This is a genomic window from Acinetobacter sp. NIPH 2100 (genome assembly GCF_000369805.1).
In the GTDB taxonomy this organism is placed as follows: Bacteria; Pseudomonadota; Gammaproteobacteria; order Pseudomonadales; family Moraxellaceae; genus Acinetobacter.
Map to the genome: position 1 here is coordinate 3,282,762 of NZ_KB850224.1, position 15,697 is coordinate 3,298,458.

The window sequence follows — 15,697 nt, forward strand, 5'->3', positions numbered from 1 at the left end:
CTCTCAGGATCATACTAACAACATACTGTTATTTGAATAATTATAGGATAAAATAGGCCATGACTCAAATTAGCCATACTCACTCGATGATCTGTTTAAGTATTATTATTCCTGTATACAATATTGAAAAATACATTCATGAATGCCTACTAAGTCTATGCAATCAAATAGAAAATAATGTTGAAGTAATTATTATTAATGACGGTTCAACAGATCAGTCCGCACAAATGATTGATGAGTTTACACATAACATACCAAACCCACTCAAACAAAATTTTGTTGTACTTCACCAACAAAATCAGGGCGTAAGCCATGCCAGAAACAAGGGTGTACAGAATGCCAACGGTCACTATATAACCTTTATCGACCCTGATGACATCATTGCAGATGATTATATTTCTAAAATCCTGACCGCAATACAGACATCTCCAGATCTCATCCAGTTTAATGCCTATTGTTTTTTCGAAAGTGCACCTGAGAAAAATTATCATCTATCCCAACCGTCATTCTCATCTGGTCTGTACAAGATAAATGATGAAATACTTCGTGAGATTTTTAGTAAGAACAATTGGTTTTCCTGGTTAAGAGTATATAAACGAGAACTACTTCTCAAAAACCCCTTTCCAACAAATATGACCCATTTTGAAGATGCATTTATTGTATCGAAGATACTCACTGAAATTGAAAATATATTTATAATCACAGATAGCATTTATAATTATAGGATCGTAGAAAATAGTGCTACTCGCGAGAATAATCTAGCAACAAAAAATAAACTCTTAAATAGCTGCTCTCTTTTAATCAAAGAGCTGATTAAAAACACTAAAAAGAGCGAAATCTTTGCAATTCCACTCCTTCATTTTTCCTATATCTACCTAGATGAATCAAAGAAAAGCAGAGGTTATTTTACAACCAATAAGAACTGGAAAAAACTTGCAAAAGAAATGAAGAGTTTAAAACCAGATCTCAGCATTATACAAACCAAAAGAGAAAAACTTTTCTTTATATTTCGTGACCTTGGCGTATTCGGACACTACTTGGCCAGAAAGTTGAGCAAAATTATTAAATAAACACCCAAGCGTATTAATATCTTCTTGGGTGAAACTTCTTATTTAAATCCAACAGTCTTAAAGAAAATAAGATTTCTGATTTGTTGAAAAATTCGACTTAATTCTAAAAGAATCTTATCCAATCCAGTTTTTTTATCATAATGTCTTCTGGTTAAGCGCTCTTTATACAAATGGCTGGCAAAGCGCACACTATCTTTGGTAGAAAAAAGCGTCACGTCTTGGATGCATAAAGCTGGTTTCATCTGACATACAGATAAAATTTTATCTTGAATCAGTTTTTCAAACATCAAGTGATCTAAGGCAATCAACTTATCTAAGGATTGGATGTAGCTGATTAATTGTTTGGCACCATGCAAAGACAGAATATAACCGGCTGTCCCAAGGTTTTTACTCTTAAGATCAAAAAGAGCTCTCTCAGGCTCACCATTAAAGGTTTTAATCTTTTGTCCTAATGCAACTTTTGGCGTAAATTCTTCAATCTTAATCAAATGCCAGTTCTGATCTATCCAAAAATCATCAGTAAGGAATGCTTTAACATTCTCACCTAAATAAATATCATCTTCGAAAATCGCCATATGTGGAATATTTTCGTTAATCATTTTATTCCACAAAAAAACATGACTCATGAAGCAGGCAACTTCACCTTTTGTTAAAGATTGTGCATCAACGTTTAAATTCAGTTCTTTAGCAAATAGTGCTGCTGGCTCTGGGGTCAAAGCATCAAAAAAGTCAAAACTTATACTTTTTTTAGCAAACTCACTAGAAATATGCTCTCTACGTTCACTGGCTGTCGCTAGACTGATAACAAATTTTTTCATAGTCGTAAAAAGCTGAAGATTAGTTGTATTTTACTACCTTTTTACCCAACCTTCACCATCAATTCATATCGACAGCATAGTTGCCAGAGGTTAAGAGAGATCGAGAAGAGAACCTTCCAGATACATTCCCTTTTCATAATAATGGCTCAGTGTTTTTCTTTCCTTACCCGCAAGCTTAATCAATCTTGGCATCTCTACAGGTGAGTAATGAATTGCCATATCAATCAGTACTTTTTCTTTGACCCATTGATGTTTCACTTGGAAAAATAACGCATTTTTATCGCAATTAATCAAACTCATACTTGGTAAATGACTACGCATTACCTTCTGACAAGCCACGTAAGCAACTAAATATTCTAAACGACCAATCTGCTGAAATAGGTCCTGATATTTCGGTTCTGTTTCCTTGAGCTGCTGAAGATAGGCCTTAGGACTCATTTCAATGGCTTTGACCAATTCATCAAACCAATACTTAAAAAAGATGTTTTTCTCTGCACTCGCTAACAACCAATTTTCCAGCACAGGGAATTGTTTTAACGTTGTATTTTTAGCACGATAGTAGGCAAAGCTGTTGGTTTGATTCTTCACCACCAAGGCTTGGATCCAGTCCAAACTCTCATACACAATCGTACTCGCGTCCAGCCAAATTCCTCCATGTTGATAAATCAGTTCAAAACGGAGCAGATCGGCCTTTTGCTGCGGTGTCGCCTGCGGGAAACGACCAAAATCAATATCACAGAAATCCTTAACCGTATCAGGTGTTAAAAAGTTGACCTCATAGTCTGGATTGGTCTTTTTCACTTGCTCAACACATTTTGCGACAAAGCCAGAAAGGGAGCCTTCCCAATACATCCAGATTTTTTTAGGAATCACAGCATCGGGAATACCAGGATTTATAACAATAAGATCTGCATCATTATCTATTGCTTCATTTACCCCTCTCTTTTTATTCGCATACATCGAATAAAACGTTAAGAGATAGAATATTTTTTTAAATATTTTCATAGAGGTAACTCAGCCATGGATATAAATCACTTTAAGCCTGATTTCACCGAAGTGATTTATATAGACAATCTAGATTAGAAGATTAAATGTTTAACTGCATAAAAACGGTCACGCCACATCCGTTTCTGCTTCTTCAATCCATGAGATGAATCACGATTTTCCAAATCTTTACGCTGAATCCCCTGAGTTGCAACAGTACCTAAAATATCACTGTCTAACCCAGCTGGTTTGACAAAAGGCGGCCAAACGCCTAGACCTTTGCCATTTTTACTGAGCCAGCCTTGGAAAAAGATATCAACAGGGACATGTATCTGTTTGCCCAATTTCACAAACTCCTCCGCCCCTTTTCGAGACCAAAGCAGACCAACTCCACGAATCGGAAAATAATATGCATGCCACAGTTGATATTGATCTATTTGAATAATGTCTTTTGCTAATTTTTTCTTTTTCGCCGCCATATTCACCACATACCAGTCCAGCTCTTTATGCTGATCGAGATAATTAAGAAGTGAATCAAGATTCTGCTTAAAGTTGGGTAGAACCTGAATATCATCTTCTAGCACCACCAAATAATCGGCATCTGTTTCAAGAAATTTTTCAGCGCAGCCATAGTGACTTAGATAACACCCCAATTCTGAATTAATCAGACTACGCCCTAAAATTCTCTGTGCTTCGGTATCATCATAATTGGTAAATTCAGATAATGCTTTACCACGACCATCGTAGGCCGAAAAACGTGTAAATGGCCAGCCTTGTTCCTGCAATTGTGCTGTCGCATTTGCTAGGCGTTGATCACTGCCATCAAGGTTAATCAGATAAGTTACTACTTTCATCATTTATCCTTCGGCTGTCTGAGCCAATAAAACGTGTGGTAAATAGCCAGCCAACTCTTGATTTAAAGCTGTATAAATTTGATTTGTTGCAGTAGCACTCAACTGATCCAGGCTTTGCATGCAGCCATACTTAATCTGTTCATTGCCCAAACTTTGCAAGAAGTTGCCTAAACTCGATTCATTTTTCAAATAAGCAATTTCAAGATCTGGTTTTAACAGTGCTTCATTGTTCTTAATCTTCAAATGATTCATCAGTGAAATCGGATTAATTTGCTCTACACTGCGAAATTTATACTGAATTTGTTTTTGCAAAAATGCTGGATGTTCAAGTAAGTAATCTCGTAGGATCGTGCGGTCAACAGCATGCGGATAATGGTGAATTTCAAAAAACTTTTTAAATCCAAGCATATCTGCCCCCAACATTTGAGCAATCATATGTTTAGGTTGAATAGGCTTATTAAAATACTGGTTTAATAATTGTCGATACCAAAGCTTTGCTTTCAGGGCAAAGCTACTTTGCCAATGCCCATAAATCACCATTTTCTGATCGACAAGAATATCTTCCAACTGCGCAGGTGCATTAAAGAAAAAGTCATCATTCAAGTAGAAAAAATAATCGGATAAGCCTTGAATATTCCAGAGCATGGTTTCAATCGAACGGGTATTGAAGGTTGGAAGATATTGTTCATAACCCGCAAAAATTTCGCGGTGATCAACGATTCGAATCTTACCAGCCTCACAAATGCCATCAGTGACGAAATCTTCAATCCATTGCGGCTGTTGACCATCGGTCACAATATAAATATGTCGGCAAAATGGAACATATTTCAAAATTGATGCAACGTTGTAATAAATTTCATGGTTGCTGGCAAAGCGAGTATCGCTAACAGCATCAGAAGCTTGGGTTTTGCCCTGATATTGCATGCGTTTCTGCTTTAACTTTGGATCATTGCCATCAACCCAAGCAATTACCACATCAACCGGTTGCATCATTTCACTCATCAATTCACTCTTAAACGATTAAAAAGCCATAAATACGGCCAAGCATGTTTAATTTAACGCTATATGATAACACCACTCATCTACCTACAGGCAGTCTCTTTTGGTAATGCCTTTTTACCTTTAAAAGGCAATCATTGCATATAAATCAATATATTATAATTACTTAAATTTTTTACACTTTCCAACAGCGCAGTCAAAACCCGATTCCACCGCTTGAAACTATTTAGTTAACATCAACTTAAACCCTCACAATCCTTAACAAAATCAAACCTTTTGGAATCATTTCTCAAAAATATTTAGCACATTTTCATTAGACGAATTTATGGCTTTTTATTATAATTATGGGTTACTTTGACGGGATTTAACCTTTTGACTGATGATTGACTATAACTACTTTGAATATCAAGCAAAAATAATTAGAACTAAATTTGTCTCAGATAAAACCTATCTCACTAAACGGTTTATCTGCAAATTAGGCTATACCCCTAATTTTTGCTCACCAAAAAGCTTCAATGAAAAAGTCACTGCGCGAATGATTTTCGAGCGAAGTCCGTTATTTACAAAATTAGCCGATAAATGTGCAGTAAGAGAATTGGTCTCTGCAAAAGTTGGGGAAGCATATTTCGTCCCCTTGATTGGAATTTATAAATGTTTTGATGAAATTGATTTTGAACAACTTCCAAACCAGTTTGTTTTAAAATGCACCCATGACAGTGGTAGTGCAATGGTCTGCCGAGATAAAAACAGCTTTGATATCGCAGCAGCCAGAGCAAAAATCAAAAACCACCTCAAAATGAACATGTATTTTAGAAAACGTGAGTGGCACTACAAAGATATTTGCCCTCAAGTTCTGATTGAGCAGTATGTTGATTTATACGTTGATCCAGAGAGCCAATCAACAATTACCACTTGCCGTGTACATTGTTTTGAAGGTAAGCCAGAGTATCTCGAAATTGATGTACAAGATTCTGAAGGCAAAGACTACTCAAATATGTATGATACCGAGTGGGAACTACAACCATTTCGGGTCGATCTGAAAGAAAACTCGCCCATTGCTTTGGCAAAGCCCCAGCAATTTAAAGATATCCTTGAATTGTCTGAAAAACTTTGTTTCGCCTATGGTTATAGTCGAGTAGACTTCCTATTATCACAAGACCACGTTTACTTCAGTGAAATTACACTCACCCCCAATGCAGGGCGAATGGTCATCACACCAGTGGAATGGGATTTAAAATTAGGCGCGCTCTGGCGTTCGTATTAACTGTCGATCATGTATTTAGAATCTGTTAGGTATTTATGAAAATAGCGATTGCTGGAACTGGATATGTCGGGTTGTCAAATGCAATGCTATTTGCACAACACCATGAAACCATTGCGCTTGATATCTTACAAAGCAAAGTAGACTTACTGAACAATAAAATATCACCGATTCAAGACCATGATATTTCACTCTTTTTAAAAGAAAAGAGCTTAAATTTCAAAGCAACGACTGATAAAGATTTGGCCTATCAAAATGCCGACTTTATTATTATTGCGACTCCAACCGATTATGATCCTCAAACCAACTACTTTAATACCCAAAGTGTGGAAAGTGTTATTCAGGACGTGCTAGTGGTCAATCCAAATGCGACCATGATCGTCAAGTCAACGGTTCCTGTTGGTTTTACTGAACAAGTCAAACAGAAGTATCAAACCCAGAATATTATTTTCTCGCCTGAATTTCTGCGTGAAGGTAAAGCACTCCACGATAACCTTTACCCTTCTCGTATTATTGTCGGGGAACAGTCTGAGCGCGCGCAACAATTTGCAGATTTGCTTGTGGAGGGTGCGGTAAAACAAGATATTCCCGTCTTGCTCACCCACTCAACTGAAGCTGAAGCGATTAAATTATTTGCCAACACCTATCTTGCAATGCGCGTCGCATTCTTCAATGAATTGGATACTTATGCACAAAGCTTTGGCTTAGACACCAAGCAAGTGATCGACGGCGTCTGTCTTGACCCGCGTATTGGTAGCCACTACAACAATCCATCCTTTGGTTATGGCGGCTATTGCCTACCAAAAGATACCAAGCAATTATTGGCAAACTATAACAATGTCCCAAGCAATTTGATTCAAGCGATTGTCGATGCAAATCGAACACGTAAAGATTTTATTGCCGATTCGATCCTTGCTCGAAATCCAACAACGGTTGGCATCTATCGTCTGGTCATGAAAAGTGGCTCAGATAACTACCGCGCCTCAGCAATTCAGGGTGTCATGAAACGACTGAAGGCGAAAGGTGTTGAAGTTATTATTTATGAACCAACCTTTCATGAAGATACCTTCTTTAAGTCAAAGGTGACTCAGGATCTGAATGAATTCAAGCAGTCCAGTGATGTGATTATTGCCAATCGCCTCTCCAATGATTTGCTAGATGTACAAGATAAAGTTTATACACGAGATATTTTTGGAGGCGATGAATGAAAGTTCTAGTCACAGGTGCTGCGGGATTCATCGGCTTTAGTGTTGCACAGAAACTACTTCAACGTGGTGATGATGTGGTCGGTTTTGATAATTTTAATGATTATTATGACCCATCTCTCAAGGAAGCACGTGCAAAGCAATTACAACTCTTAGCTGAAAGTAAAGATACGGGCAACTTTAGTTTAATTCGTGAAAACCTTGCCAATAAAGCCATAGTGGATCAATGTTTTAAAGATCACACATTTGATCGTGTGATTCACTTAGCGGCACAGGCAGGTGTACGTTACTCGCTTGAAAATCCACATAGCTATGTGGAAAGCAACTTGATTGCCTTTACCAATATTTTAGAAGCCTGTCGTTATGCAGAAACACCGCATTTGACCTATGCCAGTACCAGTAGTGTATATGGTGCTAATACCACCATGCCATTTAGTGAACAGCATGGCGTCGATCATCCCCTGCAATTCTATGCTGCGACCAAACGCGCCAATGAGTTAATGGCACACAGCTACAGCCACTTATTTAAATTACCGACTACTGGCTTACGTTTCTTCACCGTGTATGGCCCATGGACACGTCCAGATATGGCGTTATTTAAATTCACCAAGAATATCTTTGAAGGTAAACCAATTCCTGTATTTAATCACGGTAATCATACCCGTGACTTCACCTATATTGATGATATTGTTGAAGGGATTATCCGTACCAGCGATAAAATTGCGACACCAGATGAGACATGGGACAGCAACCATCCAAATCCTGCAACCAGTAATGCCCCGTTTAGACTCTTTAATATTGGCAACAACCGCACAGTGAAGCTGATTGAATATATTCAGGCCATTGAAAAAGCAGCAGGTAAAGAAGCAATTTTAGATTTACTTCCATTACAACCAGGTGATGTACCTGATACCTTTGCCGATAGCTCTGCACTGGAAAACTATGTGGACTATAAACCAGCTACTTCGGTTGTCGATGGAGTGAAAAACTTTGTTGATTGGTATCGTCAATATCACAACATCCAAATCGACTAAAAATAAAAAATCAGGCATATCGCCTGATTTTTTATTACGCCAAGCACATCATTGTCGTGCTTGACATGGTTTGGCTTACTGCCAAGACTCTTTAATCCAGTCCGATGGCAACACATAGCGATACCACTTACCGCCACCACCACTGATCGCATCAGGTGGATTAATCTCGCCATGGAAAATAATAATTTTTGCGCCTTTCGGTTTTACTGGCGGCTGAAAATAAGCAAATGGCACTCGTCTTAAGCAGTGATATTTATAGCTCTTGCACCAGTCTTTATTCCAATAACTCAGTTTGCCTTCGTTATGGACAAACCAAGACAAGTACTCTTGTTCATTACGGAATTTTTGACTGATCTCACTAAAGTTTGCACGGAAATACGGCAGAATTTTAGGGAAAGCGCCCAATTTAAAACGATATACCGAACTATTTCCTGTGATCCGCCATGGACGTTTCCAGTCGTGAATCACCAAAAACTCGCCTTCCGCTTGGAAGAAACAGTCAATATTATCAATGATGACCACATCAAGATCGAGGAACAATGCATTGCCTTTTAGACCATACAAGTCTGGCTCAAAGGTTGAAAGCTTATTCCAACCACGTTCAGGGCTGCCTGCAGGTAAGTCTAATGATGGAATTGGGAAACATTGAATATTCGGGTCAATCCCTTCGCTACGATCCGTCAGACACACCATTTTAAAGGGCAAGGTCAGATGACGTTTGACCATGTTATACAAACGGTTTACGTACTCAGCACCATATTTGGTTCCCCACTTCATGCACAAAATCACATTGTCTTCATGAGTTGCCGAATTTTGTTGAATATCTACCATCTGATAACCTTAAATGCTTGAGATATGGAAGTTCGCGTTGTCATAAAAATCCAAGAGCGTTCAATCATATGCACTGAATATATTCTCATCTTAGCATAGAGCTGATCATTTTTTTTAGTATTAATTCGTCAACGTATTCAGCTTATTTATTTTTTATCCCACTCAAATTACGACTAATTTACCCCGAATAAATCTCGAGTATAAATCTTTTCCATCACGTCACTAAACATCGGCACCATTCGATTAACAATAATTAAATCGGATTTTGATTTAAATTTTTGCAAGCTCGCTTCCACAGGATGACCCAAATATTCTTTCACATCGAGGGTCGGTTCATAAATAATGATTTTAATCCCCTGATCAGCCAAACCCTGTAACACATCGTGTACTGCCGACTCTCTGAAATTATCTGAATCCGCTTTCATGGTCAGGCGGTAAATACCAACACTCGAAACCTTACGACTCAAAATATCTTCAATAATGGCCTGCTTGCGGGTTTGATTAGAACGAATAATCGCTGAAATCAACTCTTGCGGTGTTTCATGATAATTGGCCAATAACTGTTTAGTGTCTTTGGGCAGGCAATAGCCCCCATAACCAAAGGAAGGGTTGTTGTAATGATCGCCAATACGCTGATCCAAACCCACACCATTAATAATATCCAACGCACTCAGCTTATGCTTCATACAATAGGTATCCAGCTCATTAAAGAACGCCACACGCATGGCCAAGTATGTATTGGAAAAAAGTTTGATCGCTTCAGCTTCGGTCGAATCGACACACAACAAGACCGCATCTTTTGTAATGGTTGCCTTGAGATAGAGCTTGGCAATTTTTTCCGCACGCTTGGATTTTTCTCCCACAATAATCCGTGAGGGATAGAGATTGTCTTGTAAAGCTTGCCCTTCACGCAAAAACTCGGGCGAAAAGATTAAATTTTTAAGACCGAATTTTTTCGAGGTCTCAGCAGTATAACCGACTGGAACGGTAGATTTGATCAGCATCAAGGCTGTGGGGTTAATGCTCTGAATATCCTCAATCACCGCTTCAATGCTGCTGGTATCAAAGTAATTGGTTTCAGGATTATAGTTGGTTGGTGTCGCAATAATAATGAGTTTGGCATTTTGATAGGCCAGCGCTTTATCGCAAGTTGCTTCAATATGTGATTCGGATAAATAGCTTTGAATACAGGTATCACTCATCGGTGACACTTTCTGGTTGATGCTTTTTACTCTATTTTTATCAATGTCCAAAATCATGACATCGTGTTGTTTTGAAAATAACAAGGCATTTGATAAGCCGACATAACCTGCACCAACGACCGTAATTTTCATTCTTTCTCGATTTTTAATTGTACTTAGCCTCAAGCTAGTCCAGTTAAATGAAAGATTGATGATGCTTCGATTGCAATCTGTTGACAGTCAGACAATAAAAAAGCGAAGCCTAAGCTTCGCCTTTTCAATGGTTTCAACTTATTTAATATACGTTAACCAGTGTGCATACTTGTCATTGCGACCTTGTACCGCATCAAAGAAAGTCTTTTGGATTACAGTGGTGATTGGACCACGTGAACCACAACCGATTTCACGGTCATCATATTCACGAATTGGCGTTACTTCCGCAGCAGTACCGGTAAAGAATGCTTCATCTGCGATGTAGAACTCATCACGTGTAATACGGCGTTCAACCACTTCATAACCTAGGTCTTTGGCAATGGTAATTACCGTTTGACGCGTAATCCCTTCCAATGCGCCACCCGCCAAATCAGGGGTATGCAACACGCCATCTTTAATCAAGAACACGTTCTCGCCCGCACCTTGGCAAACAAAGCCTTGTGGGTCAAGTAACATAGCTTCGTCATAACCTGAACGCGCAACTTCCTGATGTGCCAAGATTGACACTGTGTAGTTACCACAGGCTTTTGCTTTACACATAGTCACGTTTGGATGGTGGTGCGTGAATGAAGAAGTTTTGACACGAATACCGTGTGCCATTGCTTCTTCACCTAGATATGCGCCCCAACCCCATGCTGCAACTGCTGCATGAATGGTGTTATCCGTCGCTGCGATACCGAGTTTTTCAGAACCAATCCAAATCAATGGACGCAGATAGCAAGATGCTAGTTTATTTTCACGCACAACATCAATTTGTGCTTGTTCTAGTGTCGCTTGATCAAATGGAACATTCATTTGATAAATTTTTGCTGAATTTAATAAGCGCTTAGTATGATCTTGCAAACGGAAGATTGCTGTACCATTCGGTGTTTCGTAAGCTCTGACGCCTTCAAAGACACCCATGCTGTAGTGTAGTGTGTGAGTTAAGACGTGAATTTTTGCATCACGCCAATCAACTAACTTTCCATCTTGCCAAATAAAACCATCACGATCAGCCAAACTCATCGCACATACTCCATTTTCTTTTTACACAATTATTCACTTTCCAATGCTTGCGCAGTTGGATCAATTAATCTTTGCCATAACTTGCAAACGATCTCGCGGGTATCGTGCCAATCCGCAGCATTGACTTGCATAGATTGATTTGCAAGCGCTAGACGGTGGCTCTCAGCTCGTTCACGGAGATAAGCGTGTATTAATGCTGTGGCATCTTCACTGGATAAGCAGCCTGCTTTAGCAGCATCTTCTAGAATTCTTACATTGTCGGAAAAATGGGCGAGATCTGTATTCGTCCCACTCCATGCAAGCACAGCATACTGTGCCATAAATTCGATATCAACGATACCACCTGAGTCCTGTTTTAAATGAAAAATCCCATGTTTTTTTTGCTCAGAAGATGATCCCAAATGATCTTTCATCTTTTGGCGCATTTTCAGCACTTCTTCACGCACGTCATTTTCATCACGAACTTGAGTCAGAATTTGGCAACGAATCTGTTCAAATTGCTTGCATAATCCAGTATCACCGGCAATCGAACGGGCACGCACCAAAGCTTGATGTTCCCACAACCATGCGCTCTTTTGCTGATATTGCTCATAGGCTTTTAAACTGGTGACCAACATTCCTGCTTCACCCGAAGGTCGAAGACGTGTATCAATTTCATAGACACGCCCATCTAGGGTTTGTGTAGTCATGAGTGACATAAATTTTTGTGCCACACGAATCGCGAATTCAGCCCCACTAATACCTTTGCGGCCATCAGTTTCACTTTGTTCTTCAAAAGCGTGGATAAAGACCAAGTCCAAATCTGAGCCATAACCCAACTCGATGCCACCCAATTTACCATAGGCGATCACTGCGAAGCCTTTGTTATCCAGACTACGCCGCTGCCCATCATTGCCTACAGGATAACCATGACGTTCTGCAACTGCCTCATAAGCCAAACGCAGTGTCGCTTGCACACTTACCTCAGCAATATCAGTCAATGCATCTGAGACTTTCATCAACGGACTTTCAGCCAACACATCACTGGCAGCAACGGTAAGGACATTGCTCTTTTTAAATAAGCGCAGCACACGCATCTGATCTTCGACTTGATCAATCTCAATCCGCAGTAATTGCTGACGCAGTGAATCTTCAAGGTCTTTACGTTGTGGCAAGCCAAAATCCATCGACAGGAATTCATCTAAAAGCACTGGATATTGCGCCAACTCTTCACAAATCCACGGGCTGACAGTTGCCATCTTGACCAGTCTCTGCAATGCACCGCGACTTTCCATCAGCATCACCAGATAGACCGTACGGCGTAGTACAGATTCGATTAAAGGCATCAACCGCAACAGAGCCACTTGCGGTTGCTCAGACTGTAAAATCGCCTCAATCAAATGTGGCCAAAATTTCTTTAAGCGTTCTAAAGCACTGGCTGGGATCTTACGAAGTGCTTGCCCATGCCAAAAGTTTTGAATCAGGTTCTTGGCGTTATCATCCAACACTGCATTGAGTTTTTGCTCAAGGAGAACAAAATCATCCACAGGCTCAGAAAATTCTTTTTCCTGAATCAACTGTTTAAACTGAACTTTGACCTTATCACGCTTCTGATTCAGCACGGCTAAGAACGCAGGCCAATCAGCAAAATCAAGCGTATCCAACATCCGTTGTCGAAGTTCTGGTTCGGTTGGCAAGGATTGAGTTTGCTGATCATTCAAAGCCTGAATCGCGTGCTCAACCCGTCTCAGAAATAAATAAGCATCTTCCAGATCGATTACCGCTTGCTGATCTAATAATTCAGCTTCGCCCAAATGATGCAAATTTACCAAGCACTGACGATCTTGCAATTCACGCTTCGATCCGCCATAGATCAACTGGAACACCTGCACGATGAATTCGATTTCACGAATCCCACCTGCACCCAGTTTAATGTCATCTTCAATATTACGGCGCATGACCTCACGCTCGATCATAGCTTTCATTTCTCGCATGGCTGCGAAAGCGGAATAATCGACATAACGGCGGAATACAAATGGACGCGACATATCCAGTAATTCTGCACCCGCTTTGCCGCCCGTAATCACCCGCGCCTTAATCCATGCATAGCGTTCCCATTCACGCCCATGCTGGCTTAAATATTTTTCTAGGCCACTATGGCTAATCGCTAGTGCTGAACCATCCCCCCACGGACGTAAACGCATATCGACACGGAATACAAAACCATCTGCGGTAATATGATCAAGCAAATAAATCAGCTTCTGTCCCCACAGAATGCAAAACTGCTGTACATCAATACATTTACGCCCATTGGTTTCGCCCTGTTCATCAAAGGCGAAAATCAAGTCAATATCGCTGGATAAATTCAGCTCTTGTGCACCGAGCTTACCCATGCCAATCACAATCAGGTCTTGTAATTGCCCAGAGTAACCAATCGGTTCCCCGTGTTTGGCTAATAAAGGCGGTAATGCAAAGGCTTTGGCTGCACAAATACTGGCATCGGCAAAATCAGACAGTTCACGTGTCAGCGTCACCACATTGGTCAGTTGATTGGCATCTTGCCAAATCCAGCGGAACATCAACTTGGCACGTAAGATACGTAAGGCTTTCATCCACGCCTGTTCGTCTGTAACTTCAGCTACAGCCAATTGGACTTTTTGATGGATGGTTTCAGTCGACAACGAGTCAAGAAATTGAGCTTCGGAATAGTCTTGTTCTAATTCTGTTTTGTATAAATTTAAAACTTGTTCAGCATATTGGCTTGCAACTAAGGTTTTTTGTAGCTGTTGCGCATTCATATAAAAAGGCTCGACTGATGTCATGTCATCTTGGTTAGTTATATCAGTTACAAGCTTATCTTTAAAATCTCTTTAGACTAATTTCGCTTTAGTTTTTTGTTGATCGGTACACAAATCAACCTGTTCACGTTCAATCGGCAGCAATACGGTAAAGATCGTACCTTCACCCTCATTGGAACTGACATTGATTTCACCCAAATTCATTTCCACAAAGCGTTTACATAAACTTAAACCTAAACCCGCGCCCTTCTCGCCTGCCGTACCTTTATAGCTCATGGTGATGCGCGGCTGAAACAGATCTTTGATTTGTTCCTGGGTCATACCTAAGCCAGTATCTTTGACATAGATTTCGACATAGGTGCCTTTGTGTTGTGCTTGGATATAGACCTTACCCGTACCATCGACATCGGTAAATTTCAGTGCATTGGAGACTAAGTTCTGAATCACCGAGGTGATCATATTCATATCGGCATAGACTTTTAGATTTTCATCTACTTCATTAATCAGTTGAATATTCTTCTTGATTGCCAAGGTTTTAAGAATATCGGTCACAATACTGGTGATTTGACGTAACTTGAAATTAATCGGGTGATAGACAAAGCGCCCACCTTCTGCCATCGACCAATTCAATAAACTTTCCAATAAGTTATAGGTCGATTGCGAAGTGTCGTAGAGATAGTCCGCAATATTTTGAATACTGGATTCATCTAAGGTTTCACGTTCTTTGGCTAAGATTTCAGAGAAACCTAATAGACCATGAAATGGTGCACGTAAGTCATGTGAAATAATGGAAAAAAATTTGGTTTTACTAAAATTCAGTGCGGATTCTTGTTCGTATAATTCTTTCAGCTCGTCATGGTTAAACTTCAATTCCAGTTGCTGCATGAAGTTGCTGCAATGTTCTTGGAGAAGTTGTTTTTGTAATTCATTAAAACCTTGAGCAGCTTCATCAAAAAGAATGATATACCCAAGTGAGGTTTGATCTGGATGTCTGAGATGTAAAGCGATCGCAGTTTGGATTTTCTTTTTCAATGGTGCAAGAAATGCTAATAGTGTTTGGTATTGCGGATGATCGCTATCGACCAGATCACCATTGACGAATAGGGTATTTAAACTTTTGGTAACTTTTGCAGAATCAATCGCTTTGAGTTTTTCAGGACAACGGTGCCACAGATAGGGTTCTTGGTGAAATGACAGTAATGCGGTACTGGCTTGCATCAATTTTCGGTTAAACTGTAAAAATTGCTCAAGCAGGTTCTGCTCTGAAGTTAGCCCCAAAGAAAGAGAGATTTTACAAGCACTTAACTTTTCAGCTTGCTGTAGTTCTAATAATTGAATCGTCATTCCCGCCTCTCGAATATTATCGTTATACGGTTCTTTACGTTTTATAAAAAAAATGTGAAAACTATCACTTAGTATTAACAAACTTTAACAGAAAAGGCAATTGTTGATTCAATCAATTCGC

General features: G+C 39.6%; 13 protein-coding genes. 4 read left to right on the forward strand and 9 right to left on the reverse strand.

What is annotated here, in order from left to right; genetic code table 11:
* The first annotated feature begins 59 nt into the window (after nt 1–59).
* The gene (locus tag F887_RS02930; protein ID WP_005296773.1) at nt 60–1,070 is read left to right on the forward strand and encodes a glycosyltransferase; all 1,011 of its coding nucleotides are present in this window, start codon (nt 60–62) and stop codon (nt 1,068–1,070) included.
* A 38-nt stretch (nt 1,071–1,108) separates the two neighbouring features.
* On the opposite strand, the gene F887_RS02925 is transcribed toward F887_RS02930, so the two are convergent.
* The 4 genes from F887_RS02925 to F887_RS02910 form a co-directional block, all read right to left on the reverse strand.
* Complete coding sequence (locus tag F887_RS02925) at nt 1,109–1,888, reverse strand: glycosyltransferase family 25 protein (protein ID WP_005296775.1); 780 nt, start codon at nt 1,886–1,888, stop codon at nt 1,109–1,111.
* Nucleotides 1,889–1,978: 90 nt separating this feature from the next.
* Nucleotides 1,979–2,893, reverse strand: coding sequence for a glycosyltransferase family 32 protein (locus F887_RS02920; protein WP_005296777.1), 915 nt, complete (start codon nt 2,891–2,893; stop codon nt 1,979–1,981).
* A 74-nt stretch (nt 2,894–2,967) separates the two neighbouring features.
* Complete coding sequence (locus F887_RS02915) at nt 2,968–3,726, reverse strand: glycosyltransferase family 25 protein (protein WP_005296779.1); 759 nt, start codon at nt 3,724–3,726, stop codon at nt 2,968–2,970.
* Between the two features lie 3 nt (nt 3,727–3,729).
* Nucleotides 3,730–4,728, reverse strand: a complete 999-nt coding sequence (locus F887_RS02910; protein WP_005296782.1) for a Stealth CR1 domain-containing protein — start codon at nt 4,726–4,728, stop codon at nt 3,730–3,732.
* A 376-nt stretch (nt 4,729–5,104) separates the two neighbouring features.
* Between F887_RS02910 and F887_RS02905 the strand changes: the two genes are divergently transcribed.
* Genes F887_RS02905 through F887_RS02895 form a run of 3 tightly spaced genes read left to right on the forward strand, consistent with a single transcriptional unit; the run spans nt 5,105 to nt 8,225 of the window.
* On the forward strand, nt 5,105–5,989 hold the full coding sequence (locus F887_RS02905; RefSeq protein ID WP_005296786.1) for an ATP-grasp fold amidoligase family protein: 885 nt from the start codon (nt 5,105–5,107) through the stop codon (nt 5,987–5,989).
* Between the two features lie 35 nt (nt 5,990–6,024).
* A complete protein-coding gene (locus tag F887_RS02900; RefSeq protein ID WP_005296789.1) occupies nt 6,025–7,194 on the forward strand; it encodes a nucleotide sugar dehydrogenase in 1,170 nt (389 codons plus the stop codon).
* Nucleotides 7,191–8,225, forward strand: a complete 1,035-nt coding sequence (locus F887_RS02895) for an NAD-dependent epimerase (protein WP_005296792.1) — start codon at nt 7,191–7,193, stop codon at nt 8,223–8,225. The genes F887_RS02900 and F887_RS02895 overlap by 4 nt, the downstream gene beginning before the upstream one ends.
* A gap of 75 nt (nt 8,226–8,300) precedes the next feature.
* On the opposite strand, the gene F887_RS02890 is transcribed toward F887_RS02895, so the two are convergent.
* The 5 genes from F887_RS02890 to F887_RS02870 all read right to left on the reverse strand — a co-directional run bounded on the left by F887_RS02890 (nt 8,301) and on the right by F887_RS02870 (nt 15,576).
* Nucleotides 8,301–9,056, reverse strand: a complete 756-nt coding sequence (locus F887_RS02890; protein WP_005296794.1) for a hypothetical protein — start codon at nt 9,054–9,056, stop codon at nt 8,301–8,303.
* A gap of 173 nt (nt 9,057–9,229) precedes the next feature.
* Complete coding sequence (locus F887_RS02885) at nt 9,230–10,390, reverse strand: nucleotide sugar dehydrogenase (RefSeq protein ID WP_005296797.1); 1,161 nt, start codon at nt 10,388–10,390, stop codon at nt 9,230–9,232.
* 138 nt (nt 10,391–10,528) lie between these two features.
* A complete protein-coding gene (locus F887_RS02880) occupies nt 10,529–11,455 on the reverse strand; it encodes a branched-chain amino acid transaminase (RefSeq protein ID WP_005149867.1) in 927 nt (308 codons plus the stop codon).
* 29 nt (nt 11,456–11,484) lie between these two features.
* Nucleotides 11,485–14,232, reverse strand: a complete 2,748-nt coding sequence (gene glnE / locus F887_RS02875) for a bifunctional [glutamate--ammonia ligase]-adenylyl-L-tyrosine phosphorylase/[glutamate--ammonia-ligase] adenylyltransferase (RefSeq protein WP_005296799.1) — start codon at nt 14,230–14,232, stop codon at nt 11,485–11,487.
* Nucleotides 14,233–14,304: 72 nt separating this feature from the next.
* Complete coding sequence (locus F887_RS02870; RefSeq protein ID WP_005296801.1) at nt 14,305–15,576, reverse strand: sensor histidine kinase; 1,272 nt, start codon at nt 15,574–15,576, stop codon at nt 14,305–14,307.
* Between the last annotated feature and the right edge of the window lie 121 nt (nt 15,577–15,697).

Excerpts from the sequence above, each read along its gene's own strand:
- F887_RS02930 (WP_005296773.1), top strand. The coding sequence starts at position 60 with ATGACTCAAATTAGCCATACTCACTCGATGATCTGTTTAAGTATTATT.
- F887_RS02925 (WP_005296775.1), bottom strand. The coding sequence starts at position 1,888 with ATGAAAAAATTTGTTATCAGTCTAGCGACAGCCAGTGAACGTAGAGAG.
- F887_RS02920 (WP_005296777.1), bottom strand. The coding sequence starts at position 2,893 with ATGAAAATATTTAAAAAAATATTCTATCTCTTAACGTTTTATTCGATG.
- F887_RS02915 (WP_005296779.1), bottom strand. The coding sequence starts at position 3,726 with ATGAAAGTAGTAACTTATCTGATTAACCTTGATGGCAGTGATCAACGC.
- F887_RS02910 (WP_005296782.1), bottom strand. The coding sequence starts at position 4,728 with ATGAGTGAAATGATGCAACCGGTTGATGTGGTAATTGCTTGGGTTGAT.
- F887_RS02905 (WP_005296786.1), top strand. The coding sequence starts at position 5,105 with ATGATTGACTATAACTACTTTGAATATCAAGCAAAAATAATTAGAACT.
- F887_RS02900 (WP_005296789.1), top strand. The coding sequence starts at position 6,025 with ATGAAAATAGCGATTGCTGGAACTGGATATGTCGGGTTGTCAAATGCA.
- F887_RS02895 (WP_005296792.1), top strand. The coding sequence starts at position 7,191 with ATGAAAGTTCTAGTCACAGGTGCTGCGGGATTCATCGGCTTTAGTGTT.
- F887_RS02890 (WP_005296794.1), bottom strand. The coding sequence starts at position 9,056 with ATGGTAGATATTCAACAAAATTCGGCAACTCATGAAGACAATGTGATT.
- F887_RS02885 (WP_005296797.1), bottom strand. The coding sequence starts at position 10,390 with ATGAAAATTACGGTCGTTGGTGCAGGTTATGTCGGCTTATCAAATGCC.
- F887_RS02880 (WP_005149867.1), bottom strand. The coding sequence starts at position 11,455 with ATGAGTTTGGCTGATCGTGATGGTTTTATTTGGCAAGATGGAAAGTTA.
- glnE (WP_005296799.1), bottom strand. The coding sequence starts at position 14,232 with ATGAATGCGCAACAGCTACAAAAAACCTTAGTTGCAAGCCAATATGCT.
- F887_RS02870 (WP_005296801.1), bottom strand. The coding sequence starts at position 15,576 with ATGACGATTCAATTATTAGAACTACAGCAAGCTGAAAAGTTAAGTGCT.